Raw genomic sequence first — 23,067 nt, forward strand, 5'->3', positions numbered from 1 at the left:
TGCTCGCGAAGGCGTCGTGTCAGTCGCCACCTCTATCGAATGTGCCGCCCCCTTCGCGAGCAAGCCCGCTCCCACAGGGGGTTGTGTATGAGTCCTGTGATTATCGTCGGGGCTGGCCCGGCCGGGATTCGTGCCGCGCAAACGCTCGTGGCGCATGGTGTTCGTCCGATTTTGCTGGACGAAGCCGCGCGCGGTGGAGGGCAGATTTATCGGCGGCAGCCGGCGAATTTCAAGCGCTCGGCGGTCAAGCTGTATGGCTTCGAAGCCCGTAAGGCCAGTGCGATTCATCAAACAATCGACGACCTGCGCGAGCAGCTCGACTATCGCCCCGACACCCTGGTGTGGAACGCCGAGGCCGGCGCGCTGGATACCTTGCATGACGGCCGCGCCACGCGGCTCGAATTCTCTCGGGTGATCGTCGCCACCGGCGCCACCGACCGGATTCTGCCGGTGTCGGGCTGGACATTGCCGGGGGTCTACAGCCTCGGCGCAGCGCAGATTGCGTTGAAGTTCCAGGGCTGCGCCATCGGTGAACGGATGGTGTTCGCCGGCAGCGGACCGTTGCTGTACCTCGTCGCCTATCAATACGCCAAGGCCGGCGCGAAGGTTGTGGCGGTGCTCGACAGCTCGCCCTTCAGCGCTCAGGCCCGCGCCCTGCCCGGCCTACTCTCGCAACCGGCAACCCTTGCCAAAGGCCTCTATTACCGCAGTTGGCTGACAGCCCACGGTATCCCGGTGCATCAGGGCGCCAGCCTGGTGCAGGTCAACGGTGAACAACGGGTGCAATCGCTGAACTGGCGCAACGCAAAAGGCCAACAGCAAATCGACTGCGACGCCGTCGCCTTCGCCCACGGTTTGCGCAGCGAAACCCAACTCGCCGACCTGCTCGGCTGTGAATTCGCCTGGAGCCCACTCAACCGCGCCTGGCTGCCGCAACGTGACAGCGCTGGTCGCAGCAGTGTCGCCGAGGTCTACCTGGCCGCAGCAGTGTCGCCGAGGTCTACCTGGCCGGTGACGGCGCCGGAATCATGGGTGCCGACGCCGCCGAAATGGCCGGCGAGCGCGCCGCGTTGGCCCTGCTCGAAGACAGCGGTTACCTTATCCCGACCGAACGCCCCGCCGCCCTTGAACACTCATTGGCGCGGATCGGCACGTTCCGCAAAGCCCTGGAGCAAGCCTTCGTCTTCCCCGAGGACTGGGCCGCCAACACCGCCGACAACCTGATCGTCTGCCGCTGCGAGGAAGTGCAGGCCGGCGAGATCCGCCAAGTCGTGCGCGAAGGTCACTGGGAGATCAATCGGGTCAAGGCCCACTGCCGGGTCGGCATGGGTCGCTGCCAAGGCCGGATGTGTGGCGCCGCCGCCGCAGAAATCATCGCCTGCGAAAGCCAGCGCCCGGTGTCGGAGATCGGTCGGCTACGCGCCCAGTCGCCGATCAAACCCCTGCCGTTTGGCCTGGAGGTCGAGCCATGATCGAAATCGATGCAATCATCATTGGCGGCGGGATTGTCGGCGCCTCGGCTGCGCTGTTTCTCAGCAAGGCTGGCCGCCGCGTGGCGTTGCTGGAGCGAGACTTTTGCGGCTCCCACTCCAGCGGCGTGAACTACGGCGGCGTGCGGCGTCAGGGCCGACCGTTGTCGCAATTGCCATTGTCGCAACAGGCGCACGAGCTCTGGGGCCAACTGCCGCAGTTGATCGGCATCGACGGCGAATACCAGCGCAGCGGACACCTGAAACTGGCTCGCAGCCTCAACGACCTGCGCGCCTTGCAGGATTACGCCGCCAGCAGCCAGGGTTTCGGCCTCGACTTGCAGATCCTCGAACGTGACGAGTTGCGCGCGCGGTTCCCATGGGTCGGAGATGTGGCCGCTGGTGCGTCGTTCTGCCCCGATGATGGCCACGCCAATCCGCGACTGGTGTCCCCGGCCTTCGCCCAAACAGCGCGACGACATGGCGCGCAAATTCATGAGCAATGTGCAGTCACCCAGGTCGAACACGACGGCCAGCGCTTTCACGTCAGCACCGCGAGCGGCCTCGAATTGCGCGCGCCGTGGCTGCTGAATTGCGCCGGGGCCTGGGCCGGCAAATTGGCCGAACAGTTTGGCGAAGCAGTGCCAATGCACGCTGGGCACCCGGCGATGCTGGTCACCGAACCGTTGCCGCTGGTGATGAACGCCAGCACCGGGGTCGAAGGCGGTGGCATCTATGCCCGCCAGGTCGCTCGCGGCAACTGCGTGCTGGGCGGCGGCCAGGGTTTCGCCCTCGACGACGCCCGCGCGCGGCCCGGTCAAAACGCGGTGCTGGAAATCCTCCGTCAAGCGGTCGAGCTCTACCCGTTTCTTGAAGGCGCCCAGGCGATTCGCACCTGGAGCGGCACCGAAGGTTATCTGCCCGACCGCCAACCGGTGATCGGGCACAGCGGCACCCAACCCGGCCTGTTGCACGGGTTTGGCTTTGCCGGCGCCGGTTTCCAGATCGGCCCGGCGGTGGGCCTGGCGCTCACCGAAATCATCTGCAGCGGCACATCAAAAACGTCGCTGGATGCGTTTTCCATCACCCGGTTTCACTCCATCTCCGTTGCTTGATAGAGGAAGGTCGCGCCAATGAATAACCTCAAACGTACTGCACTGCTCGGATTGTCCTGCATGGGCGCCCTGCTCAACGTCACCCAGGCCCAGGCCGAACCGACGCTTTACCTGGGCATGAACGGCGGGACCATGGAGCGGCTCTACGCCGACAAGGTGCTGCCGGTGTTCGAGAAAGCCAACAACGTCAAAGTCGTGATCGTGCCGGGGACCTCCGCCGACATCCTGGCCAAGGTCCAGGCCAGCAAGGGCAACCCGCAACTGCACGTGATGTTCCTCGACGACGGCATCATGTACCGCGCCATCTCCATGGGCCTGTGCGACAAACTCGCAGACAGCCCGACCCTGGCGCAGATTCCGGCCAAGGGCCGGATCAAGGATGAGGCCGTGGCCGTCAGCCTCGGCGTCACCGGGCTGGCGTACAACACGCGTCTGTTCAAGGAAAAAGGCTGGGCTGCGCCGACCTCGTGGATGGACCTCGCCGACCCGCGCTTCAAGGAAAAAGTGGTGTTCCAGTCGATGGCCTCCTCGACCTTCGGCCTGCATGGCTTCCTGATGTTCAACCGGATTCAGGGCGGCAGCGAAACCGACGTCGAACCGGGTTTCAAAGCCTGGCCGAACACCGTGGGGCGCAACGTGCTGGAGTACATCCCGAGCTCGGCGAAGATTTCCGAAATGCTGCAAACCGACGAAGCCGCGCTGTTCCCGCTGACCCCGACCCAGGTCACCGCGCTGAAACTCAAGGGCATGCCGGTGGAATATGCGCAGCCGAAAGAAGGCGCCGTAGTGCTCAACGTCGCCGAATGTGCGATCGCCAACAACACCCAGCCGGAACTGGCGCAAAAACTCGCGGCATTCCTGCTGACCCCGGACGCGCAAGCCGCTGCGCTTGAAGACGGCGACCAGATTCCGTCCAACCCCAACACACCGACTACCGACAAGACCCGGGGCCAGGTCGAGGCGATGAAGCAATACCTGGAGACGGCGATTGCGATTGACTGGGACCAGGTCAATGAACAGCGCCCGGCGTGGAATGCGCGGTGGAATCGGAGTATTGAGCGCTAGCAGGCAATACCCACACACCCATGGCTTCGCACCCACCCTGTAGGAGCTGCCGAAGGCTGCGATCCTTTGACTTTGATCTTCAACAAGCCCCGTCGCACTGAAGATCAAGATCAAAAGATCGCAGCCTTCGGCAGCTCCTACAGGTGTTTGCGCAAGGTCAGAAACCTGCGTCGAGCACCACACTGTCCAGATACGCCGCGGGGTTTTGCCGGTCACCTGTCACACGTATGTCAGCACAAATGGTAGGGCCATTGCGCATCCGGTTAAACTACGCCGCCGCAGCTCAGTGAGCCGGCCTGAAGAACCCGGGGGGACAGTATCGTGGCCATTCGACCGCCAATCCGTTCGCGATTCACACCGCGCTGGCCCGCACTGCGCCGTTTACTTGGCAAGGCTGCTGCGCCGGCCACCGCCAGCCATCGGGTCATCCACGACTACTTCCACCACAAGGCACTTGCTCAGGGCTATACCCTCAGCCACAGCCAGCAACGGGTGATCGACTGCATGGCCCACCACGCAACGACGTTGCTGGGCAAATCGGCAAAAACCCTGCCGGGCCTGTACCTGCACGGTGCTGTCGGGCGCGGCAAGAGCTGGCTGCTGGACGGCTTTTTCCAGGCCATCCCCATTGCGCAAAAACAACGCCTGCACTTTCATGAGTTTTTCGCGCAACTGCATCAGGGCATGTTCAGCCATCGCGAGCAACCCGATGCGTTGGCAACGACGCTGGACGAGCTGCTGCAGGATTGCCAGGTGCTGTGTTTCGACGAGTTTCACGTCCACGACATCGGCGATGCGATGCTGATTACCCGGCTGTTCAAGGCTCTGTTCCGTCGGGGCATCCTGCTGCTGGTGACCTCCAATTACCCGCCCGAAGGGCTGCTGCCCAACCCGCTCTACCATGCGCGTTTCAAACCGGTGATCGACCTGATCAACACGCGCATGCAGGTCATGGAAGTCGGTGGCCCGCACGACTACAGAAGCCAGGCGCGAACTCATCTCCATCAGGTGTTTACCCAAGGGCAATACGTCTGGCCGGCGACGCAACGCCAGCGTCAGGTATTGAACCTGCCGGAAAGCGTCGCCCCCCTCGCGCTGCCCGTCGGGACACGGCATTTGCCAGCGCGACACTGCGAAGGGCGTACCGTCGGTTTTACCTTCAGCGATTTGTGCGACCACCCCACTGCGGTCATGGACTATCTGGAACTGTGCCGGCGGTTCGATCACTGGATCATTGATGAACTGCCCAGCCTGGCTGGTTGTTCGATTGCCGCGCAGCAGCGGTTTATCAACCTGATCGACGTTTTGTACGATCAGGACAAGCATCTGGTGTTGCTGGGGCAGCATTCGTTGCGCGAAAGCCTGTGCGGGGATGCCATTGACCTGGCGCGCACGCGGAGTCGGTTGGGGCAGTTGGTGGAGGTTCGGGAGCCGGTTTGACCGATAGGCTTTCGGGGCGGCTACTGGCCTCTTCGCGAGCAAGCCCGCTCCCACATTTGGATTGTGTTCCCCCTGTGGGAGCGAGCCTGCTCGCGAAGAGGCCCTGACCGACACCACAACTTCCCGCTATCATGCTGCCCATTCTCAGGACCCCGCGTCCTTCGTCCCGATCAATAGCGAACCCGTTCATGAATACCCTTGCACAATTACGGGCCGGCGAGCTGGCAGGCATCACTCGACTGGACCTGGCCTGCGGCCTCACGGAGTTCCCCCGGGAAATCTTCGACCTGGCGGATTCGCTGGAGATTCTCAACCTCAGCGGCAATGCCCTGAGCAGCCTACCGGACGATCTGCACCGCTTGACCCGTTTGCGCATTCTGTTCTGCTCGGACAACCAGTTCACCGAGCTACCCGCCTGCCTGGGCCAATGCGCTGCGCTGAGCATGATCGGCTTTCGGGCCAACCGCATCGAGCGGGTGCCAGGCGCCGCCCTGCCGCCGCTGTTGCGCTGGCTGATCCTGACTGACAATTGCATCAGCGAACTGCCGACCGAGCTGGGCCAGCGCCCGCTGATGCAAAAACTGATGCTGTCCGGCAATCACTTGCAGCACTTACCCCAGAGTCTGGTGCAGCTCCATCGTCTGGAACTGCTGCGTATCTCAGCCAACCGTTTTACCGAACTGCCGGAGTGGCTGCTGACCCTGCCGGCCCTGACCTGGCTGGCCTACGCCGGTAATCCGCTGGAAACCGAAGCCGATGCCGCAGCCCTGGATGCCACGCCGAGCATCCCGTGGACTGAGTTGCACCTTAAGCAAAAACTCGGCGAAGGCGCTTCCGGCGTGATTCACCGTGCCACGTGGGAACGTGCGCAGCAGCCGGCCACGCAGGTCGCGGTGAAGCTCTACAAAGGCGAGATGACCAGCGATGGCTCACCGCTGCATGAAATGAACGCCTGCATCACTGCGGGCCTGCACCCCAATCTGATCCGCGTCGAAGGGCGCATCGTCGATCATCCGCAAGCCCAGGCCGGGCTGGTGATGCAACTGATCGACCCGAGTTATCGCAACCTCGCGGGATTGCCGAGCCTGGATTCCTGCAGCCGTGACGTGTACGCCGAGGACACCCGTTTCACTGCCGCCGTGGCCTTGCGCATGGCCCGTGGTGTGGCGTCGGCGGCCGAACACTTGCATCAACAAGGCATCACCCACGGCGACCTCTATGCCCACAATATTTTGTGGAACGAGCACGGGGATTGTTTGCTGGGGGACTTTGGTGGCGCGTCGTTTCATGCCACTACCGACACTGTTGAAACCCGTGCGCTGCAACGGATTGAAGTGCGGGCGTTCGGAGTGTTGTTAGGGGAATTGCTGGAGCGGATTGATTCGGGGTTGAGCGATGCAGATCGGGTGGCGCTGGAGGATCTGCAGCGGCGTTGCTGTCAGGCTGATGTGCTGGCGCGGCCCGGTTTCAGCGAGATTGTGCGGGAACTGAATAACCGGTGACCGCTTCGCGGTCATTCGCGAGCAAGCCCGCTCCCACAGGGGATTTTCGTTGGTCATACCTATTGTGTACGACACAAATCCCCTGTGGGAGCGGGCTTGCTCGCGAAGACGGCCTGTCAAACAACAAAGCCGTCAATGCTTCAAACGCTTAACCCGCCAACCCGACAAACATGTCCTGCACGTCATCATGGTTATCGAGGCCTTCAAGGAACGCTTCGACTTCAGCCATTTGCTCATCGCTCAACCCGCTGACCGGGTTTTTCGGCTGGTAGCCCAACTTGGCCGACAACACTGTAAAACCTTGCTCTGGCAAGGCTTTCTGCACCGCGTCGAGGTCCGTAGGCTCGGTCAGGAACAGGGTCGTGCCCGCTTCTTCCCCTGGCTCGAAATCCTGGGCGCCGGCTTCGATGGCGGCCATTTCCGGGTCGGCGTCAGGGCTGTCCGCGGACGCCTCGATCATGCCGACGTGGTTGAAGTCCCAGGCCACCGAACCGGAAGCGCCCAATTGGCCCTTGCGGAATGCCACGCGGATTTCCGCCACGGTGCGGTTGATGTTGTCGGTCACGCATTCAACGATCAACGGCACCTGGTGCGGGGCGAAGCCTTCGTAGGTCACGCGATGGTATTGCACGGTTTCACCCAACAGGCCCGCGCCTTTCTTGATCGCGCGATCCAGGGTTTCCTTGGGCATCGAGGCTTTCTTGGCTTGCTCGACCACCAGACGCAGGTGCGCGTTGGTGGCGGTATCGGCGCCGTTACGCGCAGCAATGGTGATTTCTTTCACCAGTTTGCCGAAGATCTTGCCCTTGGCGTTGGATGCCGCTTCTTTGTGTTTAACCTTCCACTGTGCGCCCATTACTCACTCTCTTGATCTGTGGCGCCGAGACATCTATTGGCCGACGCATGGCGCCAAGTTTATACGGCCTAAAGTTGGCAATCGACCAAAAATTCCATCCTGTTGACCGACATGCCGTCGACTTCTTCAACAGCTCTTGTAGGGCGATTCTGAAAAGTCGATTTGCGGTGACTATTCAGGGCTGCGGTTTCGTACCCTCTGCACCCCGAATTCCATGGCAGAAGCGCACTCGATGCACAACGACAAGGAAAGTCCCTTTACCCTGACCCTGGTTGAGGATGATTTGAGTTTGCAGGTGTTGCAGTTCAGTGGCCATGAAGGCCTCAACCAGCCTTATCGATTCGATATCGAAGTGATCGGCCTGGCCCCGGCCATGAACCTCAACCGACTACTGCAACAGTCAGTCTTCCTGAGCCTGGGCAATGGCCAGGGCTTTCACGGCATTTTGCATAACGCCAGCCGTGAGCATCGCGGTCCGCACCGGGTTGCCTACCGACTGGTGCTGGTGCCGCATCTGCAAAATCTCGAACAACAGCGCACTCGACGGGTGTTTCAGCGCCTCAGCGTACCGGCCATTCTGCGGCAACTATTAGAGGCGCATGCCCTGCCCAAGCATAGTTACCGTTTTGAACTGAGCACCGGGTTCTATCCGGTCCGACCCTTTTGCATTCAATACGAAGAAAGTGATCTGGCCCTGCTGCATCGGCTCTGCGAAGAAGAAGGCATTCACTATCACTTCGAACATCACCCCGACGGGCATGTGCTGGTATTGGCCGATGACAGTTTGAGTTTTCCCCAGGAACCAGTGCTGACGCCCTTCCATGAAAATCCACTCGACGAACCTGCGTTTGCCACGATCCGCGAACTGTATCAGCGCCATGACTCGCCATTGATCCTCCCGCAAACACAGGCCCGAGACCGAAGCACTGCCACTGCCAGTTTTGGTGCAGCCAATCATCCGCAGACCGCCAAACCGGCAATGAACACCCGCCTCGAGGTCGAACCGTTGCACCGCGATCAACTCATCCGCCGGTCGTTGGAGCGGTTGCGCTGCCAGCACCGACAGGTCCACGGCCAGAGCGACCAGACCGGTTTGCTCAGCGGACGGGTCGTGCAGGTGGAGCACCACCCGGTGTCGGGCTTCAATGATCAATGGTTGCTCACCGAAATACGGCATCAGGGGCAACAACCCTCGATCCTCGCGGACGAGCCGTTTGAAACGCCCGGCTATGGCAACCGGTTCAGCGCGATTCCCTGGTCAACGGTGTTCCGGCCGGCTCTGAAACAACCCAGACCGAACATCCCCGGTTTCCAACCTGCCCGGGTGCTGGGCCAGCCGGGGCCGGCGGCGATGGTTGATGAACAGGGCCGGATTCAGGTCAGCCTGTGGCCAGAATCCGATGCGCAAGACGCTGACGGTCTCTGGGTGCCGGTGGCCGTGGGCGCGTCCGGACTACCCATGGCCGGCAGCGACGTGTTCATCAGTTTTCTCGACAGTGATCCGGATCGGCCGGTCATCTGTGCTGATTCAAACGCTCAGAATCCACGACCTGCGCCTACCCCGCCACCGCGCGGCGATACGCGGTTGTTGTTTGATTGGCTGGTCAATCGGCCTGATACGCCCTGACCCGATTGATCAAACACCAAACCACTGTGGCGAGGCAGCTTGCTCCCGCTGGGCTGCGAAGCGGCCCCAAAACCTTCGCAATCAATGCAGATTTTGTGAGTGCTGCGCACTCAAGCGGGAGCAAGCTCCCTCGCCACAGTTGCTCTTCGCTCACTCAATCTAGTCACCCTGACACCAGGATATGCCCCGACGATCAGCCTTTATCAGCCTTCCCCGCCGCCGCCGCGAATTTCGCCAGGCGCACGTCCAGATGCCGTGGCCGACGCCCGTGGTCCTCGGCGCGCTCCTTGCGGCGAATCGCATTGCGCACCATCAACGAGCCGAGGTACCGAATCGGCTCCGGTGGGAAGTACCCCAACGGCCCGTTGACCAGCGGCGAGCGAGTCCAGGAGTTGTCCAGGCCTTGCACCATCGAGGCGAGAATCTGCCCGCCCATATGGCACGGCCCGACCCCGCTGCCGGAGTAGCCGAAGCCATAAAACACGTTGCCGCTGGTGCTCATCTGGCCGAAGAACGGCAAACCGGTGACCGAGCGATCCGAAGGACCGTTCCAGGTGGCCTCGACCTTGACCTCGGCAAACGCCGGAAAGAAATCCGCCAGGCTGCTGCGCAACAGACCGGCATAGGGCGACGGCTGATCGAACACCGGCAGCATCCGCCCGCCGTAAGCAAAGGTGTTGCCGCCCTTGCCGAGCATGATCCGGCCGTCCGGGGTGTTGTGGTAGTAGTGCACGAAAATCCGCGAATCGAGGACCGTTACGCCGCTGGTCAAGCCAATTTCATTCAGCAGTTCCGGGCGCGGCTCGGTGATCAGCATGTCGCTGGAAACAATCGCCACACTGCGCTCGAACTGCGGGAACGCCCGGGCCATCCAGGCGTTCATCGCCAGCACCACCCGATCCGCGCGAACCGTGCCGTTCGGGGTTTGAATCCCTGCCGGTTTACCCTCCTCCAGTCCAGTCATGGCAGTGTTTTCATGAATCCGCACACCGAGTTGCAACGCCACCCGGCGCAAGCCACGCACCAGTTTGCCCGGTTGCACACTGGCCGCCGCCGGGGAGAACCAGCCTTCCAGGTGTTTGCTGGAACCGGCCATGCGTTGTACATCCGCCACCGGCCGTTGCGTGAACGAGTTAATGCCGTTGCGCTCCAGCGCCGCGATCACCGCGTCGGTCGAGCCGCATTGGGCGCGATTGGTGGCGGTGTAGAGCGTGCCGTCGAGGCGGTAATCGGCATCCACGCCGTACTGTTCGCAAAAGGTGCCGATCGCGTAAATGCTGCGCTCCGACTCCTTGACCAGGCGCACCGCTTCTTCAACGCCGAACAAGCGTTCCAGAGTGAAATACTTGGCCGACCACGACAGCGCGCATCCGCCGTTGCGACCACTGGCGCCGGCACCGCAGATGTCGGCCTCGATCAGCAACACATCGAGTTCGGGGTTTTGCTCCTTGAGCATGATCGCGGTCCACAGTCCGGTGTAGCCGCCGCCAACAATGCACACGTCGGCGCGGGTGTCGCCCGCCAGTGGCTCGCACGGCGCGCAGGACTCGGCCGCCAGCGCTTGGTCCAGCCAGAAAGGTCTCATGGGGGTTTCCTCAGGTACGCAGGGGTTTGATGGTCATCGGTTGGTTGGGCACGAAGGCGCAATCAAGACTCAGGCCAGCCGGGCGGCTGTTCCAGTGCGGGATCAGCACGAAGGCCGAGAACATCGCGCAACCGGCGAAGATGATGAACACGGTGACCGAGTCGAAGTAGCCGGGCAGCAAGCCACCGAGAATCGCCCCGACCGAACCGCAGCCGTTTACGAAACCCGCCGCCGTGGCGCCGGCCTTGGCCGTACCGAAATCAATCGCCGCCGCACCGCTGATCATCGAGTCCGGGCCGTACAGGGTCAGGCCCATGACGAATAACAGCGCCACCACCAGCAACACGCTGCCGGTGTGCAAGGCGCCCATGAACAGCGCCAGGGAAACCGTCAGCGCCAACAGGCTGATCACACAGGCCGGCATCCGTCGGGCGCCGAACAGTTTGTCCGAGGCCAGGCCAATCATGATCGGCCCGAGCAGCCCGGCCAGTTCAAAAGACGTCGGAATGATCGCCGCGCCGACCTTGCCCACGGAGGGCATTTGCTCGAAGACGATCACCGGGCCCCACAACAGAATCGCGTAGCGCGCCGGTTTCAACAGGAAGTACGAGAGCCCGAGAACCAGCACGGTACGGTTGCGCAGGATTTCCTTTAGCGGCTCCCACACGCTGATCTTGCTTTGCGCGTAAGCCTCTTCGGCGCTCAACTCCGGTTCAGGCTCCACGGCGGGCAAGCCCACGTCTTCCGGCTTGTTGCGCTGGAAAATAAAAAACAGCACGGCGACCAGCCCAACCACCGCCGCACTGGAAATGAATGCCGCGTGCCAGGTGCCGATCAGCGTATACGCCCACCAACCGGCGAACGGCGACGCCACCAGACCGCCAAAGGCATAACAGGAACTCCACAACCCCAGCACCCGCCCACGCTGTTCGGCGGGAAAGAAACTGCCGATGTTCTTGCACAACCCCGACCATCCGGTGGACTGGGCCAGGCCTTGAATCAGCATGCAGGTGGCGAAGATCGGCAGCGTGGCGAAATTGCCCATCACCAGCGCCGCCGCTGCGGAAATCAGCAAACCGCCGAGCACCACCACCCTTGGGCCAAAGCGGTCGGCGAGGATGCCCCAAGTGAATTGGCCGATGGCGTAGGCCGCCAGGTAGATCGCGTCGAGGTTGGCCATGGCCATTTTGTCGAGCATGAAGGTGGGGTCTTCGGCGATCCCCAGTTTGGCCACGGAAAAAGCTTTGCGGGTGAAGTAGAAAGCGGCGTAAGCGAGCCAGGTGATGGCGAAGATCTGCACGCGCCAACGCTTGATGGTGCCGATGTGCTTGTTCATGGTGGTTCTGACCTCAGGGTGTGAGTGTGCCGGCAGAAATTGAGAAATTTCGCCTGTTTTTTTATTGTTGAGCACTGCGATACCGCTGCTTCCCTGAGGCGATACCGGTCAGATGAGTCCTGCTGTTGCACCCGCAGGCTCATGGCACCCGTTGCTGTTCGACTGACCAGTCACCGGAGCTGAGGTCGATAAAAACAATTACTGATTAATAAGTGAAATCGATTTATCGTATTTCCAATATAAGTTCAGCTTGTTACTGGAGGTTCGATGTCGGTCTCCCACGCCCAGCTCAAAGCCTTCCACGCCGTAGCCGTTCACGGAAGCTTCACCAAAGCCGCCGAGCGGTTATTCCTCACGCAACCAGCGATTTCCGACCAGGTGCGCAAACTCGAAGAGCGCTTCGGTGTGTTGCTGTTCCACCGCAACAAACGCTCGGTGCGCCTGACGGATTTGGGCGAGCGCTTGCTCAGCATCACCCAGCGCTTGTTCGTTATCGAGGCCGAAGCCCAGGAGCTGTTGCAGGATTCCCGGGCACTGCAAACCGGCAGCCTGATCCTCGCCGTGGACGCGCCGGTGCACGTGCTGCCGCAGATCGCGCGGTTTTGCGAACGCTACCCCGGCATCAGCGTGAAGATCGAAACCGGCAACACCGATGAATCGCTATTTCGGCTGTTCAACTATCAGGCGGATTTGGCGTTGCTGGGGCGTGAGGTCAGCGACGAGCGACTGATCTCGTTGCCATTGCGCAATGATCCGATGGTGGCGTTCGTCTCGCGCAATCATCCGTGGGCGGATCGCGAGTCCATTTGCCTGGCGGACCTGGACGACACGCCGTTGGTGTTGCGGGAGATTGGTTCGGTGACGCGTCAGACCCTGGAAGAAGAAATGGCCAGCGCCGGGTTTCGGATTCGCCCGGCGATTCAGGTTGAAGGCCGGGAAGCGGCGCGCGAAGCCGTGGTGGTAGGGATCGGTGTTGGGGTGGTTTCGGCGGCTGAGTTTGGGGCGGATTCCAGGGTTTGTGCATTGCCGATAACCGACTGCAAGCGACGGCTGACAGAGACACTGGTGTGCTTGCGCGAACAGAGTTCGCGGCGCGTGGTGGCGACGTTTCTGGAGATGGTGCGCGAGAGTCTGGCGTAAGCAGGTCTGGCCTCTTCGCGGGCAAGCCACGCTCCCACAGGGGATTGATGCTGGCCACATATCCTGTGTCCGGCGCAAATCCCCTGTGGGAGCGGGCTTGCTCGCGAAGGCCGCGCCTCGGTCTATCTATCAGGCGCCAAATCAAAAAACGCCTGAATCAAGCGCAATTCCCGCCGCCGCTCCATGCACCCAATCATGTGCCGATTGACCAACCCCTCACCCACAATCGGCACCGCCACCACCCGCGGGTCATGGCTGACTTCCACCGACGACACCACGCCAACCCCCAGTTCTGCGGCAACGGCTTCGGTCACCGCCTCACGGCTGTCCAGTTCCAGCAACACCCGCGGACTGACCTTGGCTTGGCTGCACGCCTCATCAAACGTGCGCCGGGTAATCGAACTCGGCTCACGCAACACCATGATCACCTGATCCAGTTCCTTAATCCGCACATCCTTCGACCGCTGCGCCCACGGATGCCCGGCCGGCACCAGCGCGCAAATCCGTGATTCGTTCAGCGCTTGCAGATGCAGGCCCTTGCGGGGCTCGACTTCGGTCAGCACTGCCACATCCGCATGCTCAGACAACAGCGCCGCCAGGGTTTCCTGAGCGTTACCCAAACGCAGGTTCACGGTGATCCCCGGATAGCGCGCGCGCAAACTGGCGAGCATCGGCATGACCATGTGCGGCCCGTCCGCCGCCACTTCCAGGCGCCCGGTCAGCAATTGCCGATTGGCTTCAAGCATCACTTGCGCCTCTTCCGCCAGGCCGAACATCGCCCGGGTAATCGCCGCCAGTTTGGTGCCCTCCTCCGTCAGTTCCACCCGTCGCGCGGTGCGGCGCAACAGGGTGATCTGGTAGTGCTCCTCCAGCGCCTTGATGTGCCCGGTGACCGCCGGTTGGCTGATAAACAGCCGCGCGGCGGCCCGGGTAAAGCTGCCCTCTCGGGCCACCGCATCGAAGGCTCGGAGCTGGAACAGGTTCATGAATAACCCTCACTGATGGTTGGCATAACAACAAACAATTTGATTGATGCGACGGCAAATTGCAATTTAAGCCCCGTAGCTTCATCCCATCGATTGCGAGGACACGAGAATGAGTACTGCCGAACCCATCCTGCTCACCCCCGGCCCGTTGACGACTTCGGCCCGCACCCGCCAGGCAATGATGGTCGACTGGGGTTCATGGGATGACCGCTTCAATCAACTGACCGCCAGCCTCTGCGAACAACTGCTGGCGATCATCAACGGCGCCGACAGCCACCATTGCGTGCCCCTGCAAGGCAGCGGCACTTTCGCCGTCGAAGCCGCCATCGGTACGCTGGTGCCCCGCGATGGCAAAGTCCTGGTGCTGATCAACGGCGCCTACGGCAAGCGCCTGGCGAAGATTTGCGAAGTGCTCGGTCGCCCGTTCAGCACCTTCGAAACCGCCGAAGACGAACCGACCACCGCCGCTGATGTTGATCGCCTGCTGCGCGCCGATCCGGGCATCACCCATATCGCGCTGATTCACTGCGAAACCAGCACCGGCATCCTCAATCCGCTGCCGGAAATCGCCCAGGTCATTGCGCAACACGGCAAACGCCTGATCATCGATGCCATGAGTTCCTTCGGCGCCCTGCCCATCGACGCGCAACAGGTGCCGTTCGATGCGCTGATCGCCGCCTCGGGCAAATGCCTGGAAGGTGTGCCGGGGATGGGTTTTGTCTTCGCTCGCAAAGAGTCGCTGGCGAATGCCGCTGGCAACTCGCATTCCCTGGCGATGGACTTGTTCGACCAGCACACCTACATGGCCAAGACCGGCCAATGGCGCTTCACCCCGCCGACCCACGTAGTCGCGGCGCTGCACGAAGCCCTGCTGCAATACAACGAGGAAGGCGGCTTGCCGGCGCGGCATCAGCGCTACGCCGATAACTGCCGGGTGCTGCTGGATGACATGGCCAAATTGGGACTGCGCAGCTTCCTGCCTGCCGCGATCCAGGCACCGATCATCGTCACCTTCCACGCGCCGAAAGATCCGCGCTACCAGTTCAAGGAATTCTACGAACGGGTCAAGGCCAAGGGTTTCATCCTCTACCCCGGCAAATTGACCCAGGTCGAGACCTTCCGCGTCGGCTGCATCGGCCACGTCAACCACACCGAGATGCACGCGGCGGTGGCGGCGATTGCCGAGGTGTTACGCGAAATGGAAGTCCTCGACATCTGAACCACACCGCAATTCCCCTTGTGGGAGCGGGCTTGCTCGCGAAAGCAGTGTGTCATTTAGAAAATATGTCGACTGACACACCGCCTTCGCGAGCAAGCCCGCTCCCACACAGAGCAGCCAACCCATTAGCCAGTTGCCACAGGACTTAATCACCATGAACTACACAAACCCAACCAAACTCCAGGCCGCCATCCTTGACTGGGCCGGCACCGTGGTCGATTTCGGCTCGTTCGCGCCCACCCAGATTTTTGTCGAAGCCTTTGCCGAGTTCGACGTCCAGGTGTCCATCGAAGAAGCCCGCGGGCCGATGGGCATGGGCAAGTGGGACCACATCCGCACCCTGTGCGATCAGCCGCAGGTTGCCGAGCGTTATCGCAAGGCGTTCGGTCGCACGCCGACCGACGATGACGTCACCGCCATCTACAAACGCTTCATGCCGCTGCAAATCGAGAAAATCGCCGAGCACTCGGCGCTGATCCCCGGCGCCCTGGAAACCATCGCCAACCTGCGCGCGCAAGGGATCAAGATCGGCTCCTGCTCCGGCTACCCGAAACAGGTGATGGACAAGGTCGTGGAACTGGCCGCCACCAATGGCTACGTCGCCGACCACGTGGTCGCCACCGACGAAGTGCCCAACGGCCGCCCATGGCCGGCCCAGGCCCTGGCCAACGTGATTGCCCTGGGCATCGACGATGTCGCGGCTTGCGTGAAGATCGACGACACCGTGCCGGGCATTCTTGAAGGTCGCCGCGCCGGCATGTGGACCGTGGCGCTGATCTGTTCCGGCAATGCGCTGGGCCTGGATTACGCGGGTTATCAGGCCCTCGGCAGCGAGGAACTGGCCAGCGAGCGCAAGCGCATTCACCGGATGTTCGAAGGTTCGCGGCCGCACTACATGATCGACACCATCACCGACTTGCCCCAAGTAATCGCTGATATCAACAAGCGCCTGGCCAACGGCGAGATGCCGCAAGCCAGCTGATTCCCGAACACCCTTGTAGGAGCGAGGCTTGCCCGCGAAGGCGGCTGAACATTCAACATGGATGTCGGCTGGTAGGACGCCTTCGCGGGCAAGCCATGCGCATACACGCTTTTTTGTTGTCAATTACCTGAACCAGAGCATTGAACGGGCAAATCGCCTCAGGCAAATCCGGCAAAACAGGATTACAGTTAAGGCACAGTGCCGCACAAGAACGGCGCTTTGAGCATTGACCTGTGGAGAGCCCCGTATGCCCTGGAAGAACTCCGACTCACGCTACAGTACGGTGTCGATTGCATTGCACTGGCTGATGCTGGTGCTGCTGATACTGGTTTACGCCTGCATCGAATTTCGCGGGATCTTTCCCAAAGGCAGTGGTGGCCGGACACTGATCACCGAATCGCACTTCATGCTCGGCCTGACGGTGTTTGTGCTGGTCTGGCTGCGGCTGTTCGCCCGAAGCCTGGGCCCAGCACCGCAAATTTTCCCGACGTCGCCGCATTGGCAGACCACCCTGGCCAAGTTGATGCACTGGGCGCTGTACCTGTTCATGATCGCCATGCCGATCCTTGGCTGGCTGGTGACCAGTGCCAAAGGGCATCAGGTAATGTTTTATGGCTTTGACCTGCCGTTGCTGGTGTCTGAAGACAAGGTGCTGGCCAAGCGAATCCAGGGCTGGCATGAACTCGGCGGCACGATCGGTTATTGGCTGATCGGCCTGCATGCGGTGGCCGGGCTGTATCACCACTATGTGGTGGGGGATAACACGTTGATGCGGATGATGCCGAAGCGGGTCAGTCGCAATACCTGAAGCCAACACAAAACCCCTTGTGGGAGCGGGCTTGCTCGCGAAGGCGTCGGGTCAGTCGATACTTGTGCTGACTGACACACCGCTTTCGCGAGCAAGCCCGCTCCCACATGGGGAATTTGCGGTGTCAGTTGAAGCCGCGTCGGCCCTGCAAGCCGCCGGTGTGGATGAAGATCAGCCGCGTACCCTTGGGGAATCTTCCCGCTTCGACCTGCTGCCTGAGCGCCATCAGCGCCTTGCCGGTGTACAGCGGCTCCAGGGGAATGCCGCTGGCCTGTTCGGTCTGCTCGATAAACTCAAGCAACAGCGGATCGACCTTGGCAAACCCGCCCCGACTGGCGTCGAACAGTTCATACACCGGGCCCGACAACCTGCCCTTGCGCACAATCGCTTCAACCTGCTGCGCCACGCCATGATCGTCGGGCACCGCCAACGCCCCATAAACCGGACGCTCCCCCGCCTCAGCCAGCACCAGTCCGGCGAGCGTGGTGCCGGTTCCGCAAGCCAGCCACCAACCGTCATAGTCGTCCCAGCCCAAACCGTTCAGTTGCTCACGAACCTGATCCTTGAGCTGCATGCAGCCCTGTGCGCCACGTAAACCACCGCCCCCTTCCGGCACTGGTTGCAGCGTCGGGTATTGCGCTTGCCAGGGTTGCCAGAATTCCGGTTCATGCCGCGCGCGATAACCGCCGTAACCCAGCCAGTGCAGTTGCATGCCCAAGTCCTGCAAATCCGTTACGGTCGGGGTGACTTGCGGATGACCGCGCAGTAATCCGACGGTCTTGAAGCCCAGGCGTTTACCCGCAGCCGCCAGTGCGTGCAGATGATTGGAATGAGCGCCACCGAGACTGATGATGCCCTCGGCACCAGCCTGATCGGCAGCGTTGAGGTGTTCGATGAGCTTGAACCACTTGTTGCCGCTGATCAGTGGGTCGATCAGGTCCAGGCGCAGGATCGCGAGCTGGAGGCCGGCGGAGGTGAGCCAGTCCAGGTGCAGGGATTGCAGCGGGGCTTGGGGGAGCCAGTCGTTGGGAGGGAGAAGCATTGAGGCCGGCTCTGGGGATAGAGCCGGCATCTTAGCAGTAGCTTTGTGGCGAGGGCGCTTGCTCCCGTTGGACTGCGAAGCAGCCCCAAAATCACATAACTCGGTTTATCAGAAACACCGTGTTGAATGGATCTACGACTGCTTCGCAGCCGAACGGGGGCGAGCCCCCTCGCCACAAGGGTTACGGTGTTACAACTCAGCCGCCAGGCGCGAACCCTGGTTGATCGCCCGCTTCGCATCCAGCTCTGCCGCCACGTCCGCACCGCCGATCAAATGCACGTTCTGCCCGGCCGCTACCAGACCGTCCTGCAACTCACGCAGTGGGTCCTGCCCGGCGCAGATGACGATGTTGTCCACTGCCAGCACTTGCGGTTCGCCGGTTTCGCCGATGCGGATGTGCAGGCCTTCGTCGTCGATCTTCAGGTACTCGACGCTGTTGAGCATCTGCACCTGCTTGTTCTTCAGACCGGTGCGGTGAATCCAGCCAGTGGTCTTGCCCAAGCCATCACCGACTTTGGACTTCTTGCGTTGCAGCAGGAACACCTCGCGGGCCGGGGCATGGACCTGAGCCTTGATCCCGGCCACACCGCCGCGTGCCTCAAGGTGTGTGTCGATGCCCCACTCTTTCCAGAACGCGGCACGGTCCAGGCTGGTGGCCACGCCTTCATGAACCAGGAACTCAGAGACGTCGAAACCGATACCGCCAGCGCCGATCACCGCAACACGCTTGCCCACTGGCTTGCGCTCCAGGATCACGTCCAGGTAGCTCAGCACCTTGGCGTTCTCGACACCCGGAATCGCCGGGGTGCGCGGCGCGATGCCTGTAGCAAGGATGATTTCGTCGTAACCGCCGGCCACCAGTTGCGACACATCGACGCGGGTGTTCAGGCACACCTCGACGTTAGTGGTCTGCAACTTGCGGTTGAAGTAACGCAGGGTTTCGAAGAATTCTTCCTTGCCCGGCACGCGCTTGGCGATGTTGAACTGGCCACCGATTTCGCTGGCCGAATCGAACAATGTCACCGAATGCCCGCGCTCGGCGGCCACGGTGGCAGCGGACAGGCCCGCAGGCCCGGCACCAACCACGGCGATCTTCTTGATCTGTTGCACCGGCAAATAGTTGAGCTCGGTTTCATGGCAGGCTCGCGGGTTAACCAGGCAACTGGTCAGCTTGCCGCCGAAGGTGTGGTCGAGGCAGGCCTGGTTACAGCCGATGCAGGTGTTGATTTCATCGGCACGGCCAGCGGCGGCCTTATTGACGAAATCTGCGTCGGCGAGGAACGGCCGCGCCATCGAGACCATGTCGGCATCGCCTTCAGCCAGAATCTGCTCGGCGATTTCCGGGGTGTTGATTCGGTTAGTGGTGATCAGCGGAATGCTCACCGAACCGCGCAGTTTGGCCGTCACTTTACTGAACGCCGCACGTGGCACTTTGGTGGCGATGGTCGGAATCCGCGCTTCGTGCCAGCCGATACCGGTGTTGATAATGGTCGCACCGGCCTGCTCGATGGCCTTGGCCAGGGTGACGATTTCTTCCCAACTGCTGCCGCCTTCAACCAGATCGAGCATCGACAGACGGAAAATAATGATGAAGTTCGGACCGACTGCTTCGCGCACACGGCGGACGATTTCCACCGGCAGGCGCATGCGGTTTTCGTAGCTACCGCCCCAGCGGTCGGTGCGGTGGTTGGTGTGAGCCGCGAGGAACTGGTTAATGAAATAACCTTCGGAACCCATGATCTCGACGCCGTCGTACTCAGCGGTTTGCGCCAGGACCGAACAGGTGACGAAATCGCTGATCTGCTTCTCGATGCCTTCCTCGTCCAGCTCTTTAGGCTTGAACGGGTTGATCGGTGCCTGGATCGCGCTCGGTGCCACCTGCTTCGGGCTGTAGGCATAACGACCGGCGTGAAGAATCTGCATGCAGATCTTGCCGCCCGCCTCGTGCACCGCACGGGTGACGATCTGGTGCTTGAGCGCTTCTTCCTCGGTGGTCAGCTTGGCCGCGCCGGAATACACACCACCCTCATCGTTCGGACCAATGCCACCGGTGACCATCAGGCCCACGCCGCCACGGGCACGTTCGGCAAAGTACGCCGCCATGCGCTCGAAACCACCGGGTTTCTCCTCCAGACCAGTGTGCATCGAGCCCATCAGGGTGCGGTTGCGCAGCGTGGTAAAACCCAGGTCCAGCGGGGCCAACAGGTGCGGGTAATGAGCGGCGGCCATCGGTAACTCCACATCGAGCGATCACGGAAAAAGTGCAGGAGCTCTTTGGCTCCCGTCAGTCATGTGGCACAGACTAAGAGTCGCATCGTTGTCACTCAATGACCCAAACTGACAACTTATTGATCCAAATGCGCAGCGCCCCTTGGCAAGCGCGGGTATGCGCCCTACCCTAGTCGGCGAATCCTGCACACGGTTGTCGACTGCTTTCCCATGCGCAAACTTCTGTACCTGACCTTTTCCATGGCGCTAGTCGCCGCTCTTACGACCTACGCCATGTGGGCCGCAGACCGTCCGGTGGGTCATTACCTGTCGGACCTGCGGATCAATCTGACGGTTGATCAAGGCACCCCGGCCGATCGCGGTAATCTGCTGGGCATCCAGCCCGAGCTGTTCCCCACCGACTACCAGAGCCCCGAGCGCCTGCACCGCAAACTCGCGGCCTACCTGCAAAAAGCTCAAGACCAGGGCCTGCTGAACGAAAAAACCATCGTCGTGTTGCCTGAACATATCGGCACCTGGCTGATGGTCAGCGGCGAGAAAGACGAGCTGTATCAGGCCAGTACCCTTAAAGAAGCGATGAACTGGCTGGCGGCGAGCAATCCGTTACAGTTCGTCCGCGCCCTGATCAGCGCCAAGGGCGCCAATCGCCTGGATGACGCTCACCTGCGCATGAAGGCCAAAAGCATGGCCAAGGATTACCAGGCGCTATTCGGCGGGCTGGCGAAAGAATTTCACGTCACCCTGGTGGCCGGCTCCATTGTGTTGCCCGAGCCGAGTGTGCGCGACGGCACCCTGAAAATCGGCCATGGTGCGTTGTACAACAGCAGCGTGGTGTTCGGCCGCGACGGTTTGCCAATCGGTCAACCGCAACGGCAGATGCACCCGATCTTCGATGAGCAGGACACCCTCGCCGCCAACACCGATAACACGGTCAATGTGATCGACACCCCGGCCGGACGCCTGGGCATCCTGATCGGCAGCGACAGCTGGTATCCCGACAACTATCGCAAACTCGACGAGCAGGGTGCGCAACTGGTGGCGGTACCGGCATTTGTGGTCGGGCACGGGACGTGGGACAAGCCGTGGCGCGGCTACAAGGGTCTGTCGACACCTGGTTCCGTCAGCCTCAAGGCCGGCGAACTCAGCGAAGGTCAGGCCTGGCATCGCCTGACCCTGATTGCCCAGCCCCCCAGCAGCCGGGCCATCGCCGGCATGAGCGTGTTCCTGCGCGGGCAGTTCTGGGACAAGGGCAGCGCCGGGCAAAGTTTTCTCAGCAGTAATGGCCAGCACTCCGCCGACGGAGATACCCGTGGCGCGCGCTTGCTGAACCTCTGGTTGTAAACAATGAAACCGTTGCCGATGCGCCTCGGGGACCTGTCGGTGGGCTTTGTTCACAGCCTGGCCGATGCCGTGCGCAGCCATGGCGCCGATCCTCAGCCATTGCTCGACCAGTACGGCCTCGACGCAGCCCGTTTGGGTGAAGCCGGCGCCCGGCTCTCGATCCCGCGCTACATGCGCCTGGGCCACGGGGCGATTCAACTGACCGGCGACCCGGCGCTGGGTTTGCGCATGGGTCAACTCAGTCGCCTGAGCCAGGCCGGTTTGGCCGGCGTCACTGCCGCTCAGGCCCCGACGGTACGGGAAGCGGCGCGTTGCCTGATCCGCTTCGAAGCCTTGTACGGTTCCAACTATCGTGGCCAGTCGAGTTTTCACGAAGACGCACGCGGTGCATGGCTGCGGTTCTACTCCATCAGCCCTTACAACGCCTACAACCGCTTCGTGGTGGACTCGATCATCGCCGGCTGGTTGCAGCAATTGTCCAGCGTGAGCCCTGCCCCGTTACGTGCCGAACGCGTCGAAATCGAATTCGAAGAGCCGGATTATCGTGATGCCTACGGTGTCTTGGGCGACTGCCCGATTCAGTTTGGCACCGAACATAACCAACTGCGCCTGAGCCTGGATAGCCTTGCCCAACGCAACCCGCAACACTGCCCGAGCACCTGGAAGCACCTGTTGCAATTGTGTGAACGGGAACTGGAACAGCTGACACGCACCCGCAGCCTGCGTGAACGTATCACTCAGTTGCTAGGGCCGTTGCTGAACGGTGGCCGGGAACCCGACTTGGAAGAAGTGGCGGCACGCCTGAAGCTGCCGACCTGGACCTTGCGTCGCAAACTCGCTGAGGAAGGCACGCAATTTCGTGCAATTCTCAACGACACTCGCCGCGACCTGGCCATGACCTACATCCGCGATACCGAACTGGCGTTCGGGGAAATCGCCTATCTGCTGGGCTTTGCCTCAGCCGAAGCTTTCCAACGGGCCTTCAAACGCTGGAACGGCCAGACACCCGGCGAGTTTCGCCGCAGTCATCGCCAATCCGCGTAAAGGCTTACAGCTCAGTGGCGTCTTCGGCTGGTTCCACCGGATCCAGTTCAAATGCCGAATACTCGAGCAACTCTTCTTGATAATCGTCCATTGTGATGCTCCCCCTGTCACTCATAGAAAATGGCCTGATCAAATGACCAGCGCCTTGAGCATAAAGTGCCCGCGTGAAAGAAAAATGACGTTCGCGCGACACTCGTCCGCTACTGAATAAAACGTAGCAGGTGGTCAGGAATTTATCACAGGTTTTTTTCGATACAGGCCGTAGGACAACGGCCTGGTTT

Annotated in this window: 17 protein-coding genes and 1 pseudogene; 12 read left to right on the top strand and 6 right to left on the bottom strand. The window is 61.4% G+C overall.

What is annotated here, in order from left to right; all coding sequences use genetic code 11:
* Positions 1-87 precede the first annotated feature (87 nt).
* From ACWIKB_RS30205 to ACWIKB_RS30225, 5 genes and pseudogenes are all read left to right on the top strand, one after another.
* Positions 88-1,472: pseudogene (locus ACWIKB_RS30205) on the top strand (FAD/NAD(P)-dependent oxidoreductase).
* Complete coding sequence (locus tag ACWIKB_RS30210; protein ID WP_475271174.1) at positions 1,469-2,584, top strand: NAD(P)/FAD-dependent oxidoreductase; 1,116 nt, start codon at positions 1,469-1,471, stop codon at positions 2,582-2,584. The pseudogene ACWIKB_RS30205 and the gene ACWIKB_RS30210 overlap by 4 nt, the downstream one beginning before the upstream one ends.
* Positions 2,585-2,602: 18 nt before the next feature.
* Positions 2,603-3,649, top strand: a complete 1,047-nt coding sequence (locus tag ACWIKB_RS30215; protein ID WP_475271175.1) for an ABC transporter substrate-binding protein — start codon at positions 2,603-2,605, stop codon at positions 3,647-3,649.
* A 321-nt stretch (positions 3,650-3,970) separates the two neighbouring features.
* A complete protein-coding gene (gene zapE / locus ACWIKB_RS30220; protein WP_475271176.1) occupies positions 3,971-5,089 on the top strand; it encodes a cell division protein ZapE in 1,119 nt (372 codons plus the stop codon).
* Between the two features lie 188 nt (positions 5,090-5,277).
* Entirely contained in the window at positions 5,278-6,591 is a 1,314-nt protein-coding gene (locus tag ACWIKB_RS30225) for a leucine-rich repeat-containing protein kinase family protein (RefSeq protein WP_475271177.1), read from the top strand.
* Positions 6,592-6,739: 148 nt separating this feature from the next.
* Here ACWIKB_RS30225 and ACWIKB_RS30230 read toward each other — a convergent pair whose 3' ends face one another.
* Complete coding sequence (locus tag ACWIKB_RS30230; RefSeq protein WP_475271178.1) at positions 6,740-7,447, bottom strand: YebC/PmpR family DNA-binding transcriptional regulator; 708 nt, start codon at positions 7,445-7,447, stop codon at positions 6,740-6,742.
* Positions 7,448-7,679: 232 nt separating this feature from the next.
* On the opposite strand from ACWIKB_RS30230, the gene ACWIKB_RS30235 reads away from it, so the two are divergent.
* A complete protein-coding gene (locus ACWIKB_RS30235; protein ID WP_475271179.1) occupies positions 7,680-9,074 on the top strand; it encodes a type VI secretion system Vgr family protein in 1,395 nt (464 codons plus the stop codon).
* Between the two features lie 193 nt (positions 9,075-9,267).
* Here ACWIKB_RS30235 and ACWIKB_RS30240 read toward each other — a convergent pair whose 3' ends face one another.
* On the bottom strand, positions 9,268-10,659 hold the full coding sequence (locus tag ACWIKB_RS30240; RefSeq protein ID WP_475271180.1) for an FAD-dependent oxidoreductase: 1,392 nt from the start codon (positions 10,657-10,659) through the stop codon (positions 9,268-9,270).
* A gap of 10 nt (positions 10,660-10,669) precedes the next feature.
* Entirely contained in the window at positions 10,670-11,995 is a 1,326-nt protein-coding gene (locus tag ACWIKB_RS30245) for an MFS transporter (RefSeq protein ID WP_475271181.1), read from the bottom strand.
* Positions 11,996-12,262: 267 nt separating this feature from the next.
* Here ACWIKB_RS30245 and ACWIKB_RS30250 point away from each other — a divergent pair, with 267 nt between their 5' ends.
* Complete coding sequence (locus ACWIKB_RS30250; RefSeq protein ID WP_475271182.1) at positions 12,263-13,135, top strand: LysR family transcriptional regulator; 873 nt, start codon at positions 12,263-12,265, stop codon at positions 13,133-13,135.
* Positions 13,136-13,257: 122 nt separating this feature from the next.
* On the opposite strand, the gene ACWIKB_RS30255 is transcribed toward ACWIKB_RS30250, so the two are convergent.
* Complete coding sequence (locus tag ACWIKB_RS30255) at positions 13,258-14,121, bottom strand: LysR substrate-binding domain-containing protein (protein WP_475271183.1); 864 nt, start codon at positions 14,119-14,121, stop codon at positions 13,258-13,260.
* Positions 14,122-14,230: 109 nt separating this feature from the next.
* On the opposite strand from ACWIKB_RS30255, the gene ACWIKB_RS30260 reads away from it, so the two are divergent.
* The 3 genes from ACWIKB_RS30260 (at position 14,231) to ACWIKB_RS30270 (ending at position 17,130) form a co-directional block, all read left to right on the top strand.
* Positions 14,231-15,340, top strand: a complete 1,110-nt coding sequence (locus ACWIKB_RS30260) for a 2-aminoethylphosphonate--pyruvate transaminase (protein WP_475271184.1) — start codon at positions 14,231-14,233, stop codon at positions 15,338-15,340.
* A 154-nt stretch (positions 15,341-15,494) separates the two neighbouring features.
* The gene (phnX, locus tag ACWIKB_RS30265; RefSeq protein ID WP_475271185.1) at positions 15,495-16,322 is read left to right on the top strand and encodes a phosphonoacetaldehyde hydrolase; all 828 of its coding nucleotides are present in this window, start codon (positions 15,495-15,497) and stop codon (positions 16,320-16,322) included.
* Between the two features lie 247 nt (positions 16,323-16,569).
* A complete protein-coding gene (locus ACWIKB_RS30270; RefSeq protein WP_475271186.1) occupies positions 16,570-17,130 on the top strand; it encodes a cytochrome b in 561 nt (186 codons plus the stop codon).
* 124 nt (positions 17,131-17,254) lie between these two features.
* Here ACWIKB_RS30270 and ACWIKB_RS30275 read toward each other — a convergent pair whose 3' ends face one another.
* Positions 17,255-18,172, bottom strand: coding sequence for a 1-aminocyclopropane-1-carboxylate deaminase/D-cysteine desulfhydrase (locus tag ACWIKB_RS30275; RefSeq protein ID WP_475271187.1), 918 nt, complete (start codon positions 18,170-18,172; stop codon positions 17,255-17,257).
* A gap of 189 nt (positions 18,173-18,361) precedes the next feature.
* Positions 18,362-20,401 (bottom strand): oxidoreductase, encoded by a 2,040-nt coding sequence (locus ACWIKB_RS30280; protein WP_475271188.1) that lies wholly within the window; start codon positions 20,399-20,401, stop codon positions 18,362-18,364.
* Positions 20,402-20,611: 210 nt separating this feature from the next.
* Here ACWIKB_RS30280 and ACWIKB_RS30285 point away from each other — a divergent pair, with 210 nt between their 5' ends.
* Together ACWIKB_RS30285 and ACWIKB_RS30290 are read left to right on the top strand one after the other, a co-directional pair.
* A complete protein-coding gene (locus ACWIKB_RS30285) occupies positions 20,612-21,742 on the top strand; it encodes a nitrilase-related carbon-nitrogen hydrolase (RefSeq protein WP_475271189.1) in 1,131 nt (376 codons plus the stop codon).
* Positions 21,743-21,745: 3 nt separating this feature from the next.
* Positions 21,746-22,786: an AraC family transcriptional regulator gene (locus ACWIKB_RS30290; RefSeq protein ID WP_475271190.1), complete on the top strand. Its 1,041-nt coding sequence runs from the start codon at positions 21,746-21,748 to the stop codon at positions 22,784-22,786.
* The last annotated feature ends 281 nt before the right edge of the window (positions 22,787-23,067 follow it).

Source organism: Pseudomonas sp. 5Vm1k (genome assembly GCF_056161485.1).

Bases quoted from the DNA above. Each gene is read 5' to 3' on its own strand.
- ACWIKB_RS30210 (WP_475271174.1), top strand. From the start codon at position 1,469: ATGATCGAAATCGATGCAATCATCATTGGCGGCGGGATTGTCGGCGCC.
- ACWIKB_RS30215 (WP_475271175.1), top strand. From the start codon at position 2,603: ATGAATAACCTCAAACGTACTGCACTGCTCGGATTGTCCTGCATGGGC.
- ACWIKB_RS30225 (WP_475271177.1), top strand. From the start codon at position 5,278: ATGAATACCCTTGCACAATTACGGGCCGGCGAGCTGGCAGGCATCACT.
- ACWIKB_RS30230 (WP_475271178.1), bottom strand. From the start codon at position 7,447: ATGGGCGCACAGTGGAAGGTTAAACACAAAGAAGCGGCATCCAACGCC.
- ACWIKB_RS30235 (WP_475271179.1), top strand. From the start codon at position 7,680: ATGCACAACGACAAGGAAAGTCCCTTTACCCTGACCCTGGTTGAGGAT.
- ACWIKB_RS30240 (WP_475271180.1), bottom strand. From the start codon at position 10,659: ATGAGACCTTTCTGGCTGGACCAAGCGCTGGCGGCCGAGTCCTGCGCG.
- ACWIKB_RS30245 (WP_475271181.1), bottom strand. From the start codon at position 11,995: ATGAACAAGCACATCGGCACCATCAAGCGTTGGCGCGTGCAGATCTTC.
- ACWIKB_RS30250 (WP_475271182.1), top strand. From the start codon at position 12,263: ATGTCGGTCTCCCACGCCCAGCTCAAAGCCTTCCACGCCGTAGCCGTT.
- ACWIKB_RS30255 (WP_475271183.1), bottom strand. From the start codon at position 14,121: ATGAACCTGTTCCAGCTCCGAGCCTTCGATGCGGTGGCCCGAGAGGGC.
- ACWIKB_RS30260 (WP_475271184.1), top strand. From the start codon at position 14,231: ATGAGTACTGCCGAACCCATCCTGCTCACCCCCGGCCCGTTGACGACT.
- phnX (WP_475271185.1), top strand. From the start codon at position 15,495: ATGAACTACACAAACCCAACCAAACTCCAGGCCGCCATCCTTGACTGG.
- ACWIKB_RS30270 (WP_475271186.1), top strand. From the start codon at position 16,570: ATGCCCTGGAAGAACTCCGACTCACGCTACAGTACGGTGTCGATTGCA.
- ACWIKB_RS30275 (WP_475271187.1), bottom strand. From the start codon at position 18,172: ATGCTTCTCCCTCCCAACGACTGGCTCCCCCAAGCCCCGCTGCAATCC.
- ACWIKB_RS30280 (WP_475271188.1), bottom strand. From the start codon at position 20,401: ATGGCCGCCGCTCATTACCCGCACCTGTTGGCCCCGCTGGACCTGGGT.
- ACWIKB_RS30285 (WP_475271189.1), top strand. From the start codon at position 20,612: ATGCGCAAACTTCTGTACCTGACCTTTTCCATGGCGCTAGTCGCCGCT.
- ACWIKB_RS30290 (WP_475271190.1), top strand. From the start codon at position 21,746: ATGAAACCGTTGCCGATGCGCCTCGGGGACCTGTCGGTGGGCTTTGTT.